The following is a 15,646-nucleotide window of genomic DNA, read 5'->3' on the forward strand; positions in this document are numbered from 1 at the left end:
ACATGATCGCCGCGCGGGCGTCGCCGTATTCGATGGCCGAGGAGCGCGCGGTCGAGCCGTTCTGCTGGCGCACCCGTTCCACGTAGTCCTTGTCGAACAGGTTGTTGACGTTCAGCTGCAGGTCGAGGTTGTGGTTGACCTTGTAGCCGAGCATGGCGTTGTGCACCCAGTAGGCGTCCAGCTTGGCGCGGGTGCTGGAGGTCACGTTGCGCTCGCTGACATAGCGAGTGCCGTAACCCAGGGTCCAGCCGGCCGGCAGTTCATAGGTGGTCCACAGGTTGAGCGAGCGCGGCGGCGTGTTGCCCAGGGCCTGGCCCTTGCGCGCGATACCCGAGGCGGTGTTCGCCGCTTTCAGGGTTTCGCTGTCGAGGAAGGTGTAGTTGGCGAACACGTCCCACTGCTCGGTGACGTGCCCGGTGACGCCGATTTCCACACCCTGCACCCGCTGCTTGCCGGCCAGTTGGGTCGAACCGTCGGCCATGGTTTCCCGGGCGTTGCTCTTCTCTACGCGAAACAGCGCCCCGTCCAGTTCCAGGCGCTTGTCCAGCAATTCCCACTTGGTGCCCAGTTCCCAGGTTTCGTTCTTCTCCGGCGCCAGGTCCTGGTTGCCCTTGCTCAAGCCACCGCCGGTCGAGGCCAGGTTTTCGGCGGACGGGTTGAAGGAGTTGCCCCAGGCGGCATAGATGCGCCCGTTTTCGGTCGGTTTGAACACCAGGCCGGTGCGGGCGCTGGCCTTGTTCGTGTCCGAGACCAGGCTCTCGCTTTTCACATGGCTGCCCGAGTATTTGTCGACGTCGCCCTTGATCTTGTCGTAGCGCAGGCCGAGGTTGAGGTCCCAGCGCTCGCTCAGGGCGATGGTATCGAACAGGTAGTAGGCCTGGCCCTTGAGGGTGGTCTCGGTATAGCCGCTGGTGGCCTTGTTGACCGGGCCGTTCCAGCGTCCGGGCGGGCTGCCCAGGGCATAGCCGTCGCGCGGATACAGCGCGCTGCCCAGGCCATGGTTGTAGGTCTTCAGGTCGAGGGTTTCCCGGGACAGTTCCACGCCCGCCACCAGGTCGTGGCGCATGCCGGCGAACTCGAAGTCGCCGATCAGGTTGCTCTGGTTGATCCACATCTCGGTGGTGGCGTCGCGCCCGTAGGCCTGGGGCCCGGCCGGACGGTAGCGGCCCGCCGGCACGCCGCTGGTGTTGACATGGGACGCCGAGACGATGGTGTCGCGCGCGGTGTGGCTGTAGCGCGTGAGGTTCTGCAGGCGCAGGTGGTCGCTGAAATCATGCTCGAAGTCGGCGGTGAAGGCGTTCTGTTCGATCTGCTCCTTGTCCAGATTCTTCCAGCCGAAATAGGCATCGCGCTTGACCCCGGCCAGCTTCTTGCCGTCCAGCGCCGGTACGCCGTAGTCGGGCAGGTTGTCGTCGGTCTGGTGGAAGGCGCTGAGGGTCAGCCGGGTGGCGTCGCTGAACCCCAGGCGCAACGACGGCGCGATGCCCCAGCGCTCGCGGTCGATCTTGTCGCGGCCGGGCACATCGTTCTGATGGCCCATCAGGTTGATCCGCACCGCGCTGTCCTGGCCGACGCCTTCCAGGGGCTGGTTGCTGTCCAGCGTCAGGCGGTAGTAGTTGTCGGTGCCGAGGCTGCCGCCGAGGCGGGTGAACGCCTGGTCCTTGGGCTGCTTGCTGACCAGGTTGATGCTGCCACCGGTGGTGCCGGCGCCGCCGAACACCGAGTTGGGGCCCTTGATCACCTCCACCTGCTCGATGTTGAAGGTGTCGGAACGGTTGGTCTGCGCGCTGTCGCGCAGGCCGTCGATCTGCAGGTTGCTGTTGGCCGAGAAGCCGCGGATGTTGATGCTGTCCCCCGAGCCGCCACCGCCTTCGCCGGCGTTGAAGGTGATGCCGGACACGTTCGACAGCACCTGGCGCAGGCTCAGCGCCTGCTGTTCCTGGATCAGCTTGGGCGGCACCACGGTGATGGTCTGCGGGGTGTCCAGCAGCGGCGCCACGTACTTGGCGGAAGACGAACGTTCGGTCTTGTAGCCTTTGCCTTCCTCCGCCTCGACCTTGATGTTGTCCAGTTGCAAGACGTTCTGCCGTTCGCCAGCAGCGGTGAGACCGGAGGCAGAGACGATGGCGAGGCCTATTGTGGGGGCCAGCAGACGGTGCTGTGGCAAGGAGGAGGGGGCTTTGCTATCCATGAGAATCACTCTTTGGGTTTGATGAGATTAAATCCTATTTAAGATTGATTATTAAAAACGGAATGTACAAGAACGCTTACAATTTTTTGGCGTTAATGAGATTTATCTTTTTGTGGCGAAGGCAAGATCAGGACTTGTAAGGGATTTTTCTTTCGGTGTACTGAGGCTTATCTGCCTGGGGCAGCGGCGAATGGGCGGCAGCCTGTCGCTGCGCAGAGCACTGCAGGCAGCGGCGCACAAAGGTCAGGAGCCCGGACGGAACGAGATGGGCCGCTTAGCCAAAAGCCCACTGGCTTTTTCCTCGTCACTGCCTAAGATGACCGACAAATCTCCTTATGCAGGAAGCAGTTACGCGCGATGTCGGAAAAAGACACGATCTCCATGCAACTGGTGCGCGAAGCGCTGCTGCAAAGCTGCGCCCCGGGTGCCGCCAGCGAAGAAGTGCTGCTCAAGGTCGGCATCGACCCGGCCCGGCTGGACGTCAGCGCCGCCCGCGTGCCGGCGGTGGCCTATGCCCGGCTGTGGCGCCTGCTGGCCCGGCGCACGGACGACGAGTTCTTCGGCATGGACCCGCGCAAGCTCAAGTCCGGCAGCCTGGAGTTTCTCTGTCGCACCGCGATGGCCCGGCCGAACCTGGCGGCGGGCCTGGAGTCCGGGCTGGCGTTCCTGTCGCTGATGCTCGAACACCTGCCGGCCCAGCTGGTGCGCCAGCAGAGCCTGGCGGAGATCGTCCTGCTGGAGGACGAGCAGGCGCCGCGCCGGGCCTTCACCTATTTCACCTACTGGATGATCGTCCACGGCGTGGCCTGCTGGCTGGCCGGGCGGCGCATCCCGATCCTGGCCATCGAGCTGCGCTGCCCGGAACCGGATTTCTGCGACGACTACCAGGTGATGTTCTCGCAGAACCTGCGGTTCGACCGGCCGCGCACGCGGATGATCTTTGCCGCCGACTGCCTGGACTTGCCGATCAAGCGCACTGACGAGGAGCTCAAGCGTTTCCTGGCCCAGGCGCCGGCCAATATCCTGGTCAAATACCGCGACCCAGAGAGCCTGGCCAGCCGCATCAAGCACGACCTGCGCCAGCTGCCCGCCGCGCAGTGGCCGGAAACCGAGAGCCTGGCCCACAGCCTGTGCATGTCGGCCTCGACCCTGCGTCGCCGCCTGGCGGAAGAGGGGCAGACCTACCAGGGAATCAAGGACGGGGTGCGCAAGGAACTGGCGATCGCCTGGCTGGCCGAGCCGCAGATCAGCTTCACGGAAATCGCCAGCCGCCTGGGCTTCGCCGACGCCAGTTCGTTCTACAAAGCCTTTCGCAAATGGTCCGGCTCCAACCCCGGGCATTACCGCAGCCTGATCCTCAACGACCCGACTTGAGCGCATCCCTGTAGCCGCTGTCGAGCAGCGCGAGGCTGCGATCGGCAACGCAGTTGCCGCAAAACCTGAGCTTGCGGTGGGTCAGGCTGAATGCGTTGCCTCGGTTGCGACCGCTATGCGGGTCGATCGCAGCCTGCGGCAGCGGCTACGGGAAACCAGGGTAGCCGCTGTCGAGCAGCGCGAGGCTGCGATCGGCAACGCAGTTGCCGCAAAACCTGAGCTTGCGGTGTGTCAGGCTGAATGCGTTGCCTGGGTTGCGACCGCTATGCGGGTCGATCGCAGCCTGTGGCAGCGGCTACGGGGAACTTGGGTAGCCGCTGTCGAGCAGCGCGAGGCTGCGATCGGCAACGCAGTTGCCGCAAAACCTGAGCTTGTGGTGGGTCAGGCTGAATGCGTTGCCTCGGTTGCGACCGCTACGCGGGTCGATCGCAGCCTGTGGCAGCGGCTACGGGGAACTTGGGTAGCCGCTGTCGAGCAGCGCGAGGCTGCGATCGGCAACGCAGTTGCCGCGAAACCTGAGCTTGCGGTGTGTCAGGCTGAATGCGTTGCCTGGGTTGCGACCGCTACGCGGGTCGATCGCAGCCTCGCTGTCGCTTGGCAGCGGCTACAGGGCGCCTTGACCGCCATGGGGTTCTTGGCCAAACCAGTCACGCAACTTGAAAGCTTTGACCATTGTCCCGCCCGGGCCGTGGCGCCAGTATTTGCCTGATGTCTTTGTAGTTCCCATTGGTTCCCATCCTAATAAGAACAGCGAGGGATTCTGGCAATGCGCGATTACCTGTCTGCCACGGCACACTTCAATTACCAGCACACGGTCGATGCGGCCCTGCAGGGCTCCTTGTCGGCACTCAATGCCTGCGTCGAATGCTGTGACCGGCACGCCTTGCCGGGGCGCATCGCATTGTTCTGGGAGGGCCGCGACGGCAGCAGTGCGACCTACACCTTCAGCGAATTGCAGGACCAGGCCGCGCGTTTCGCCAACTTCCTCCTGGCCCAGGGCGTGGGCAAGGGCGACAAGGTCGCCGGCCTGCTGCCGCGCAACGTCGAACTGCTGATCGCGGTGCTCGCCACCTGGCGCATCGGCGCGGTCTACCAGCCGCTGTTCACCGCCTTCGGCCCCAAGGCCATCGAACACCGCCTGAACACCTCCGGGGCCAAAGTGGTGGTGACCGACGCGGTCAACCGGCCAAAGCTCAATGAGGTGGCCGACTGCCCGACCATCGTCACGGTCGCGGGCACCAAGGGCCAGGGCATCGTCCGTGGCGACTTCAGTTTCTGGGCCGAGCTGGGCAATTACCCGGCGCAGTGCGAACCCGTGCTGCTGACGGGCGAAGACCCGTTCCTGCTGATGTTCACCTCCGGCACCACCGGCCCGTCCAAGGCGCTGTACGTGCCGCTCAAGGCCATCGTCGCGTTCCAGAGCTACACCCGCGACGCCGTCGACCTGCGTCCCGAGGACGCGTTCTGGAACGTCGCCGACCCGGGCTGGGCCTACGGCATCTATTTTGGCGTCACCGGCCCGCTGGGCCTGGGCCACCCGATCACCTTCTACGATGGGCCCTTCACCCTGGAAAGCACCTGCCGGGTGATCAACAAATACGGGATCAGCAACCTCACCGGTTCGCCGACCGCCTACCGCCTGCTGATTGCCGGCGGCGACGAGTTCGCCCGCTCGATCAAGGGCAAGCTGCGCATCGTCAGCAGCGCCGGCGAGCCGCTGAACCCGGAGGTGATCCGCTGGTTCGCCGACAACCTCGGCGTGGTGATCCACGACCATTACGGCCAGACCGAGCTGGGCATGGTCCTGTGCAACCACCATGGCCTGGAGCATCCGGTGCATGTCGGCGCGGCCGGTTTCGCCTCGCCGGGCCACCGCATCGTGGTGCTCGACGAGCAGCACCAGGAACTCTCGGTGGGCCAGCCGGGGATCCTCGCCATCGACCGCAGCCAGTCGCCGATGTGCTGGTTCAACGGCTACGACGGCGTGGTGACCAAGGCCTTCGTCGGCCACTACTACCTCAGCGGCGACACCGTGGAGCTGAACCCGGACGGCAGCATCAGCTTCGTCGGCCGCAGCGACGATGTGATCACCACCTCGGGTTACCGGGTCGGCCCGTTCGACGTGGAAAGCGCGCTGATCGAGCACCCGGCGGTGGTCGAAGCGGCGGTGATCGGCAAGCCCGATCCGGAGCGCACCGAGCTGGTCAAGGCCTTCGTCGTGCTCAGCCCGCAATACCGCGCCGCGCCGGAGCTGGCCGAAGAGCTGCGCCAGCATGTGCGCAAGCGCCTGGCCGCGCACTCGTACCCCCGTGAAATCGAATTTGTCAGCGAATTGCCGAAAACCCCAAGCGGCAAGTTGCAGCGCTTCATCCTGCGCAACCAGGAAATCGCCAAGGCTCAAGAGGCCGCGGCGCACAAGGCTTCGGCCTGAATTACCCAGGAACTCATGATGCACATCGAAAACAAGGTTTTTCTCGTCAGCGGCGGCGCTTCCGGTCTCGGTGCGGCCACCGCGCAGATGCTGGTCAAGGCCGGCGCCCAGGTGATGCTGGTGGACCTCAATGCCGAGGCCGTCGCGGCCCAGGCGCAGCAGCTCGGCTGCCGGAGCACGGTCGCCGATATCACTGACGAAGCGGCCGCCGAAGCGGCGGTGCAGGCCACGCTCAAGGCGTTCGGCAGCCTGCATGGGCTGGTCAACTGCGCCGGGATCGTGCGCGGCGAGAAGATCCTCGGCAAGCACGGTCCGCATGCCCTGGCCAGCTTCAGCCAGGTGATCAACGTCAACCTGATCGGCAGTTTCAACCTGATGCGCCTGGCCGCCGCGGCCATCGCCAATAGCGAACCGAACGCCGACGGCGAGCGCGGGGTAATCATCAACACCGCTTCGGCGGCAGCCTTCGACGGGCAGATCGGCCAGGCCGCCTATGCCGCGTCCAAGGGCGCGATCGCCAGCCTGACCCTGCCGGCCGCCCGCGAACTGGCGCGCTACGGTATCCGGGTGATGACCATCGCCCCGGGCATTTTCGAAACCCCGATGATGGCCGGCATGAGCGACGAAGTCCGCGCTTCCCTGGCCGCCGGCGTGCCGTTCCCGCCACGCCTGGGCAAGCCGGACGAGTACGCCGCGCTGGTCGGGCATATCATTAGCAACAGCATGCTCAATGGCGAGGTGATCCGTCTCGACGGTGCCCTGCGCATGGCAGCCAAGTAAGGAAGGAGGATGACCATGAACCAAGATCCGATCGTTATCGTCAGCGCCGTCCGCACCCCGATGGGCGGTTTCCAGGGCGAGCTGAAAAGCCTGACCGCGCCGCAACTCGGCGCCGCCGCGATCAAGGCCGCGGTGGAGCGCGCTGGAGTGGCCAGCGACAGCGTCGATGAAGTGCTGTTCGGCTGCGTGCTGCCGGCCGGTCTCGGCCAGGCGCCGGCCCGTCAGGCGGCGCTGGGCGCCGGGCTGGACAAGGCCACCCGCTGCACCACCCTGAACAAGATGTGCGGCTCCGGCATGGCCGCGACCATCGCCGCCCACGACATGCTGCTGGCCGGCAGCGCCGAGGTGGTGATCGCCGGCGGCATGGAAAGCATGTCCAACGCGCCGTACCTGCTGGATCGCGCCCGCAGCGGCTACCGCATGGGCCACGGGCGGGTGCTCGACCATATGTTCCTCGACGGTCTCGAAGACGCCTACGACAAGGGCCGCCTGATGGGCACCTTCGCCGAAGACTGCGCCGAGACCAACGGCTTCAGTCGCGAAGCCCAGGACGCCTTCGCCGTGGCCTCGCTGACCCGCGCCCAACAGGCGATCAAGGACGGCAGCTTCAAGGCGGAAATCGTGCCGCTGCAGGTCACTGTCGGCAAGGAACAGCAGACCATCAGCGACGACGAACAGCCGCCCAAGGCCAAGCTCGACAAGATCGCCACGCTGAAACCGGCGTTCCGCGACGGTGGCACCGTCACCGCGGCCAACTCCAGTTCGATCTCCGACGGCGCCGCGGCCCTGGTGCTGATGCGCCGTTCCGAGGCCGAGAAACGTGGCCTCAAGCCCCTGGCGGTGATCCACGGTCATGCGGCGTTCGCCGATACCCCGGGACTGTTCCCGGTGGCGCCGGTCGGGGCGATCAAGAAACTGCTGAAGAAGACCGGCTGGTCGCTGGACCAGGTCGAGCTGTTCGAAATCAACGAAGCCTTTGCCGTGGTCAGCCTGGTCACCATGCAGAAGCTGGAAATCCCCCACGACAAGGTCAACGTCCACGGCGGCGCCTGCGCCCTGGGCCACCCGATCGGCGCGTCCGGCGCGCGGATCCTCGTGACCCTGCTCTCGGCCCTGCGCCAGAAAGGCCTGAAGCGTGGCGTCGCGGCGATCTGCATCGGCGGCGGCGAAGCCACGGCCATGGCCGTCGAATGCCTGTATTAAGGAATCACCATGCTGCCTAATGACGAACAACAGCAGATCAGCGACGCGGCCCGGCAGTTCGCCCAGGAACGCTTGAAGCCGTTCGCCGCCGAATGGGACCGCGAGCATCGCTTCCCTCGCGAGGCCATCGGCGAGATGGCCGGGCTGGGCTTCTTCGGCATGCTGGTGCCGGAGCAGTGGGGCGGTTGCGACACCGGCTACCTGGCCTATGCCATGGCCCTGGAAGAGATCGCCGCCGGCGACGGCGCCTGCTCGACCATCATGAGCGTGCACAACTCGGTGGGCTGCGTGCCGATCCTCAAGTTCGGCAACGACGAGCAGAAGGAGCGTTTCCTCAAGCCCCTGGCCAGCGGCGCGATGCTCGGCGCCTTCGCCCTGACCGAACCCCAGGCCGGCTCCGACGCCAGCAGCCTGAAAACCCGGGCGCGGTTGGAGGGTGACCATTACGTGCTCAACGGCTGCAAGCAGTTCATTACCTCCGGGCAGAATGCCGGGGTGGTGATCGTGTTCGCGGTGACCGACCCGGCGGCCGGCAAGCGCGGCATCAGCGCCTTTATCGTGCCCACCGACGCGCCGGGCTACAGCGTCGCGCGGGTGGAAGACAAGCTCGGCCAGCATGCCTCCGACACCTGCCAGATCCTCTTCGAGGACGTGAAAGTGCCGGTGGCCAACCGCCTGGGCGAGGAGGGCGAGGGCTACAAGATCGCCCTGGCCAACCTCGAAGGCGGCCGCGTGGGCATTGCCTCGCAATCGGTGGGCATGGCCCGTGCGGCTTTCGAGGCTGCCCGTGACTATGCCCGCGAACGGCAGAGCTTCGGCAAGCCGATCATCGAGCATCAGGCGGTGGCTTTCCGCCTGGCGGACATGGCCACCCAGATCGCCGTGGCGCGGCAGATGGTGCACTACGCCGCGGCCCTGCGCGACAGCGGCAAGCCGGCGCTGGTGGAAGCGTCGATGGCCAAGCTGTTCGCTTCGGAAATGGCCGAGAAGGTCTGTTCCGCCGCCTTGCAAACCCTGGGCGGCTATGGCTACTTGAACGACTTTCCGCTGGAGCGCATCTACCGCGATGTGCGGGTCTGCCAGATCTACGAAGGCACCAGCGACATTCAGCGCATGGTCATTTCGCGCAACCTCTGACTTTTAGCAGGAGCTGATCCATGAGTTACGAAACCATTCTGTTGGAGATCAAGGACCGCGTCGGCCTGATCACCCTCAACCGCCCGCAGGCGCTGAACGCCCTCAATGCGCAGATCGTCAGCGAAGTGAACCAGGCCCTGGACAGCCTGGAAGCCAATCCGCAGATCGGCTGCATCGTCCTCACCGGCTCGAAGAAGGCCTTCGCTGCCGGTGCCGACATCAAGGAAATGGCCGAGCTGACCTACCCGCAGATCTACATGGACGACCTGTTCAGCGACAGTGACCGGGTGGCCAACCGGCGCAAGCCGATCATCGCCGCGGTCAACGGTTTTGCCCTGGGCGGCGGCTGCGAGCTGGCGCTGATGTGCGACTTCATCCTGGCCGGCGACAACGCCAAGTTCGGCCAGCCGGAAATCAACCTCGGGGTGCTGCCGGGCATGGGCGGCACCCAGCGCCTGACCCGCGCGGTGGGCAAGGCCAAGGCCATGGAAATGTGCCTGACCGGGCGTTTCATCGATGCGGTGGAAGCCGAGCGTTGCGGCATCGTCGCGCGTATCGTGCCGGCCGATGAGCTGCTGGACGAAGCGCTGAAAGTCGCGGCGCTGATCGCCGCCAAATCGGTGCCCGTGAGCATGATGATCAAGGAAAGCGTGAACCGCGCCTTCGAAGTCAGCCTGTCGGAAGGCGTGCGTTTCGAGCGCCGGGTGTTCCATGCGGCCTTCGCCACCGAGGATCAGAAGGAAGGCATGGCGGCGTTTATCGCCAAGCGCGAGGCGCAGTTCAAGGACAAATAATCCGGGCTGTCGTTACCCATAAAAAATCGCAGCCAAGGCTGCGATTTTTATTTGTGCGGTGTCTGTGAAGACGCTATCGCGGGCAATCAACATGCGCTGGATCTCGCTGGAGCCTTCGTAGATCTGGGTGATCCGCGCGTCCCGGTAGTAACGCTCCACCGGGTAGTCCTCGAGGTAGCCGTAGCCACCGTGGATCTGGATCGCCGAGGAGCAGACCTTCTCGGCCATTTCCGAGGCGAACAGCTTGGCCTGGGAGGCTTCCGACAGGCACGGCTGGCCGGCGCTGCGCAGGCGCGCGGCATGCAGGATCAGCAGGCGCGCGGCGTTCAGGCGGGTGTGCATGTCGGCCAGCAGGTTGGCGATGCTCTGGTGCTCGATGATCGGCTTGTCGAACTGCACCCGCTCGCGGGCGTAGGCCAGCGCCGCCTCGAACGCCGCACGGGCGATGCCCAGGGCCTGGGCGGCGATGCCGATGCGCCCGCCTTCGAGATTGGACAGGGCGATGGCCAGGCCCTTGCCGCGCTCGCCCAGCAGGTTGGCCTCGGGGACGGTGCATTGGTTGAAGGTCACCGCGCAGGTGTCCGAGGCGCGGATGCCCATCTTGTGTTCGCTGCGGTCGACGACAAAACCCGGGGTGTCGGTGGGCACCAGGAACGCCGACAGGCCTTTCTTGCCCAAGTCCGGATCGGTCACCGCGAAGACGATGGCCAGCTTGGCGCGCCGGCCGTTGCTGACGAACTGCTTGGCGCCGTTGATCACCCACTGGCCGTCCTTGAGTTCGGCGCGGGTGCGCAGGTTGTGGGCTTCGGAACCGGCCTGGGGTTCGGTCAGGCAGAAGCAGCCGATCGCCTGGCCGCTGGCCAGGTCCGCCAGCCAGGTCTGTTTCTGTTCCTCGCTGCCGTAGTTGAGGATCGGCCCGCAGCCCACCGAGTTGTGGATGCTCATCAGCGCGCCGGTGGCGCCGTCGCCGGCGGAGATTTCTTCCACCGCCAGGGCGTAGGCCACGTAGTCGACATAGGTGCCGCCCCATTCCTCGGGGACCACCATGCCCAGCAGGCCCAGCTCGCCCATCTTCGCCACCAGGGCGTCGTCGATCCAGCCGGCCTTTTCCCAGGCCTGGGCGTGGGGGGCGATTTCACCGCGGGCGAAGTCCCGGGCCATGTCGCGGATCATCACCTGCTCTTCGCTCAATTCAATGTCGTGCATGGCTCAGCTCCGGCTCGGGTCGAAAGCGCTGAAGAAACTCGCCACGTGCGCGGCGTCCAGCGCCTGCAGGGTGGGCGGGTTCCAGCGTGGGTTCTTGTCTTTGTCGATCAGCAGGGCGCGCACGCCCTCGATCAGGTCGCCGCGCTCGAACCACTGGCGGTCCAGGTGCAGCTCCAGGGCGAAACACTGTTCCAGGCTCAGCTGGCGACCGCGCCGGAGCATTTCCAGGGTCACCGCCATGGCCAGGGGCGAGCGGGTCGCCAGCAGGTCGGCGGTGCTGCTGGCCCATTCGTGGGTATCGCCAACGGTCACTTCGCGCAACTGTTGCACGATGCTCGGCACGTCGGCCTGGGCGAAGAAATGATCGATGGCCGGGCGCAGCGCCGCCAGCGGCGCGTCCGGCAACTGCCGCACGGCGAGCTTGGCCAGCAGGCCCTGCAGGTCCTTGAGCGGGGTGTCGCGCCATTGCAGGTTGTCGAGGCGCTGGTCCAGCAGGCTCAGCTGGTCGCTCTCCAGGTACCAGTCCGCCAGCCCGCAGTACAGGGCATCGGCGGCGCGGATCTGCACGCCGCTGACGCCCAGGTAGGTGCCCAGCTCGCCGGGGATGCGCGACAGGAAGTAGCTGCCGCCGACATCCGGGAAATAACCGATGGCCACTTCCGGCATCGCCAGGCGGCTGCGCTCGGTGACCAGGCGCAGGTCGGCGCCCTGGACCAGGCCCATGCCGCCGCCGAGGACAAAACCGTCCATCAGCGCCAGCACCGGCTTGCGGTAATGGTGGATCGCCAGGTCCAGCGCGTATTCCTCGACGAAGAACTCCTCGTGCAGGGTCTGGCCGTTCTTGTAGCTGTCGTAGAGGGTGCGGATATCGCCGCCGGCGCAGAAGGCTTTTTCGCCGGCGCCGCGCAGGACCACCGCGTGCACCTGCGGGTCCTGGGCCCAGGCATCGAGCTGGCGCTGCAGGGTGCGCACCATGCCGAGGGTGATGGCATTGAGGCCGGCGGGGCGGTTGAGGGTCAGGTGACCAATATGGTTGCGGACTTCGGCCAGCACGTCCTGTTGCGAGGCCTCGACCGACGTGGCGCCGGCGTCTCGCGTGGCCTGGGATGGAACCTGAGCAGTCATCACTAACTCCCTGCTTTTATTGTTCTTTATAGGTGTGTTCGCGCGCGAACAATGAGGGATCGTAACAGTGCAAATTTGCCATGTACAACCCGAATAACTGCAGGTTGGCTGTGCATTTTTGCATGAGGCGCAGATGCCCTCGACGCTGTTTGTCGTGCCGTCCGGGCCAGTATGGCGAGCCCGTATTTATCCGCTGTCCAGGCGCACCGGACGACCAGCGCCGCTACAATGGCGCTCGACTTTCGTGACCCAGAGGCAACATGGACATCGACCTGGCCCGCACCTTTTTGCAAATCGTCCGCAGCGGTAGCCTGATCGCCGCGGCCGAGCGCTTGCACCTGACCCAGACCGCGATCAGCGCCCGGGTGCAGAACCTCGAAGGCCAGCTCAACTGCAAGCTGTTCGTGCGCAACCGCGCCGGGGCCCGGCTGACCGCCGACGGCGAGGCGTTCATCGTCTATGCCAACCAGCTGGTGCAGACCTGGGAGGCCGCCCAGCGCGACCTGCCGTTGCTGGCCGGTTATCGCAACGTGCTGCACATCGGCGGTGAAGTCAGCCTGTGCAATCCGTTGATGCTCAACTGGGTGCGCCGCCTGCGCCAGGCGATTCCCAGCCACGCCGTGCGCAGCCAGATCGCCGAGGGCGCGAGCCTGCAACGCCAGCTGGAGCTGGGTGTGCTGGATGCCGCGCTGGTGTTCCAACCGGTGTACGGGCCGGGGTTGCAGGTCGAGCAGTTGCTCGAGGAAAAGCTGATCCTGGTGCGCCTGGCCGGCAAACCCGAGCCTTATGTGTACATCGACTGGGGCGAGGATTTCCGCCGCCAGCACGACGCGGCGCTGCCGGACCAGGCCAAGGCCGCGGTGGGTTTCAACCTCGGGCCGCTGGCCTTGCAGTTCATCCTCGAAGGCGGCGGCAGTGGCTACTTCCGTACCCGGGTGGTGCAGAGCTACCTGGACAGCGGCGTGCTGGAACGGGTGGAAAAGGCCCCGGAGTTCAACTTCCCGACCTACCTGCTGTACGCCCGCGAACGGGATTCGGCCCAGCTGCAGCAGGCCTTCGAAGTGCTGCGCGAAGTTATCGCCAGCGACACCGACTGGTCGCAGCGTTGGGATCCGATGATCTGACTTAAAAAACGCGGCGTCTGGTTTTATGACTGCTTCGCCCGAACGCGGACCGGCTGATCGCAGCCTTCGGCAGCGGCTACAGGGACCGCGGTGTTTGTGTAGCCGCTGCCGAGCCTGCGAGGCTGCGATCGGCAACGCAGTTGCCGTCAAACCTGAGTCCGCGATCTGTCCGGATAACCCCGATCACACCCGCGACGCCAACACCTCGCCAATACTGCGCCGGCGCGCATGGGCTTCGCTGGCATGGATCAGTTGCTCCAGATCCTGCGGCGTGACGTCGAAGAACTCCTGCATCTCATCCAGCGCCAGCTTGAGGTCGGCGGCGGTGATGGCCAGGGCATCGGTGGATGGCTGCTCGGCGGGCAGCCTGGTGGCGGATTCACTCTGGCCCTTGGGGTAGCGGATGCGGGTCAGGTTGTTGTAGGCCAGGGCGCTGAGCAACAGGCACAGGGCCGCCAGCATCACCGGGCCGAGGGCCAGCCAGTCGAGGGCGATGGTCGCCGGGTCGGCCAGCACCATCGTCAGGGCCACCGCGCCGGCCGGCGGGTGCAGGCAACGCAGCCAGCACATCAGCACCAGGGACATGCCGGCGGCCAGGCAGGCGCTGCCCAGGGTACGCCCGAGCACATGGGATACCAGCAACGCCAGGACTGCGGCGCACAGGTAGCCGCCGAGGATCGACCAGGGTTGCGCCAGCGCCCCGGACGACACCGCGAACAGCAGCACCGCCGAAGCCCCCAGCGGGCCGATCAGGTGCAGCGCCACCTCCATGCCGAACACCCGGCTGCACAACCAGACACTGAACAGCGTGCCCAAGGCCATGCCGAGCGCGGCGCGGCTCCATTCCGAGGGGCGGGTATTGATGGCGGCGGGTTTCCAGCGAGCAAGCATGACGAAGCGATCCAATTCCGGTTCAGCGGGCAAAAAGAAGGGCTTGTCTGGATTACCAGAAAGCCCTGAAGCGTTCCAACATTTGGGGGGAGGAACCGGCACAGTGTGCCGATCAATCGAAGCGCCTACAAATTCATAATAATGCTGTTTAAGTGCACTATTTTTGCACTGTCGCGACCTGCGCCACCCGCCGTCCGCTGATGAAACACAGCAGCCCGCCGAGGGCGGCCAAGGCGCTCAGGGCATAGAACATGGTCGGTGCCGGGGTGTGCACCAGCAGGTAGCCGCAGATCACCGGGCTCAAGGCACCGCCCAGCGCCGCGAGGTTCTGCGCGCCGTAATAGCTGCCGCGCAGTGCCTCGGGGGCCAGGGTGTCGATGAACAGGAATTCCGCCGGGTAGATGATCATCTCGCCGAGGGTGAAGACGAACATCGCCAGGCACCAGCCCAGCAGGCTGTCGGCCAGGCTGAAGCCGATCAGGCCGAGGATGAACAGGCTGGTGCCGACGGCGATCCAGTGGCGCAATTGTTCGCGCTTGAGGAAGCGGCCGATCTGGTACTGCAACAGGATCACGCTGATGGCGTTGCAGGCCAGCAGGGCGGCCATGGTGTCGAGGGCGCTTTTCGCGTCTTGGGTGACCAGCAGGTACTGCGACAGGTACAGGGTGAAACGCCCGTGGACGATGGTGCTGAGCAGGCAGCCGCAGGTGAACATGATCAGCGTGCGGTCGTTTTTCAGGGTCACCAGGGTATTGAGGAAACTCTGCGGCTTGCTCAGCGAGGACAGGCCCGGCGTGGGTGGAATGCCGCGCATCAGCAGGGTGCTGAGAAAGGCGATGGCGCCGGCGATCAGGAACGGCGCCAGCGGCAGTTGCCCGGCGATCACCACGCCGAGCATGGGGCCGGTGGCGTAGCCGATATTGGTCAGGGTGTAGCGCAGGGAGAACACCTTGGCCCGCTGACTCACCGGCAGGTTTTCGCTGATGATCGCCTTGGAACCGATCAGGAACAGCGCCGAGGCGGTTTCGGTGATCACCAGGATCGCGGTGGTCAGGTAGAGGTTGTGGGCGAAGGTCAGCAGCACAAAACCGATGCCGCTGGAGAGCATGGTCAGGATCAGCAACCGGCGCTTGTCCAGGCGATCGAGGATGTAGCCGCCATAGAGCGCAAGCAAGGTGGCGATAAACACCGCGATCCCCAGCAGCAGGCCGACGTCCTGCTGGTCGAGGCTGAGTTTTTCGCTAAGGAACAGGGTGAGCAGGGGGCTGGTGATGGCGCGACTGACGACAATGGTCAGCGAGCAGATCATCAGGCGGCGGATAACCAGCGAATAAGTGGCCACGGTGGTGCACGAGTCCTTGTTGTCTGAGTGGGCTATGGGGGGCTATCG

The 15,646-nt window shown here is 65.3% G+C and carries 12 protein-coding genes; 7 read left to right on the top strand and 5 right to left on the bottom strand.

The features are described from left to right. On the bottom strand, window positions 1-2,191 hold a 2,191-nt coding region (locus J4D28_RS23110), incomplete at its 3' end, for a TonB-dependent siderophore receptor (RefSeq protein WP_207246459.1). Window positions 2,192-2,548: 357 nt separating this feature from the next. On the opposite strand from J4D28_RS23110, the gene J4D28_RS23115 reads away from it, so the two are divergent. The 6 genes from J4D28_RS23115 (at window position 2,549) to J4D28_RS23140 (ending at window position 9,910) form a co-directional block, all read left to right on the top strand. After that, entirely contained in the window at window positions 2,549-3,565 is a 1,017-nt protein-coding gene (locus J4D28_RS23115) for an AraC family transcriptional regulator (RefSeq protein WP_009048949.1), read from the top strand. A 766-nt stretch (window positions 3,566-4,331) separates the two neighbouring features. Then, window positions 4,332-5,996 (top strand): AMP-binding protein, encoded by a 1,665-nt coding sequence (locus J4D28_RS23120; RefSeq protein WP_103331233.1) that lies wholly within the window; start codon window positions 4,332-4,334, stop codon window positions 5,994-5,996. Between the two features lie 18 nt (window positions 5,997-6,014). After that, window positions 6,015-6,776, top strand: coding sequence for an SDR family NAD(P)-dependent oxidoreductase (locus tag J4D28_RS23125; RefSeq protein ID WP_028683921.1), 762 nt, complete (start codon window positions 6,015-6,017; stop codon window positions 6,774-6,776). A gap of 9 nt (window positions 6,777-6,785) precedes the next feature. Next, a complete protein-coding gene (locus J4D28_RS23130; protein WP_039968019.1) occupies window positions 6,786-7,979 on the top strand; it encodes an acetyl-CoA C-acyltransferase in 1,194 nt (397 codons plus the stop codon). Between the two features lie 9 nt (window positions 7,980-7,988). Beyond that, a complete protein-coding gene (locus J4D28_RS23135; RefSeq protein ID WP_009048953.1) occupies window positions 7,989-9,116 on the top strand; it encodes an acyl-CoA dehydrogenase in 1,128 nt (375 codons plus the stop codon). A 20-nt stretch (window positions 9,117-9,136) separates the two neighbouring features. Next, window positions 9,137-9,910, top strand: a complete 774-nt coding sequence (locus J4D28_RS23140) for an enoyl-CoA hydratase (RefSeq protein WP_025808975.1) — start codon at window positions 9,137-9,139, stop codon at window positions 9,908-9,910. A 12-nt stretch (window positions 9,911-9,922) separates the two neighbouring features. Here the strand turns inward: J4D28_RS23140 and J4D28_RS23145 are convergent, their stop codons facing one another. Together J4D28_RS23145 and J4D28_RS23150 are read right to left on the bottom strand one after the other, a co-directional pair. Then, window positions 9,923-11,116, bottom strand: a complete 1,194-nt coding sequence (locus J4D28_RS23145) for an acyl-CoA dehydrogenase family protein (protein WP_256587625.1) — start codon at window positions 11,114-11,116, stop codon at window positions 9,923-9,925. Window positions 11,117-11,119: 3 nt separating this feature from the next. Further along, window positions 11,120-12,241 carry an enoyl-CoA hydratase/isomerase family protein gene (locus J4D28_RS23150; protein ID WP_101282444.1) on the bottom strand — a complete coding sequence of 374 codons (1,122 nt, stop codon included), beginning with the start codon at window positions 12,239-12,241 and terminating at the stop codon, window positions 11,120-11,122. A gap of 260 nt (window positions 12,242-12,501) precedes the next feature. Between J4D28_RS23150 and J4D28_RS23155 the strand changes: the two genes are divergently transcribed. Further along, complete coding sequence (locus J4D28_RS23155; protein ID WP_007925718.1) at window positions 12,502-13,365, top strand: LysR family transcriptional regulator; 864 nt, start codon at window positions 12,502-12,504, stop codon at window positions 13,363-13,365. A gap of 183 nt (window positions 13,366-13,548) precedes the next feature. On the opposite strand, the gene J4D28_RS23160 is transcribed toward J4D28_RS23155, so the two are convergent. Both J4D28_RS23160 and J4D28_RS23165 read right to left on the bottom strand, forming a co-directional pair. Then, window positions 13,549-14,256: an HPP family protein gene (locus J4D28_RS23160; RefSeq protein WP_016702913.1), complete on the bottom strand. Its 708-nt coding sequence runs from the start codon at window positions 14,254-14,256 to the stop codon at window positions 13,549-13,551. A 157-nt stretch (window positions 14,257-14,413) separates the two neighbouring features. Continuing rightward, window positions 14,414-15,598, bottom strand: coding sequence for an MFS transporter (locus J4D28_RS23165; RefSeq protein WP_103331234.1), 1,185 nt, complete (start codon window positions 15,596-15,598; stop codon window positions 14,414-14,416). Window positions 15,599-15,646 lie beyond the last annotated feature (48 nt).

This window comes from Pseudomonas sp. GW531-T4, from assembly GCF_017349615.1.
In the GTDB taxonomy this organism is placed as follows: domain Bacteria; phylum Pseudomonadota; class Gammaproteobacteria; order Pseudomonadales; family Pseudomonadaceae; genus Aquipseudomonas; species Aquipseudomonas chlororaphis_I.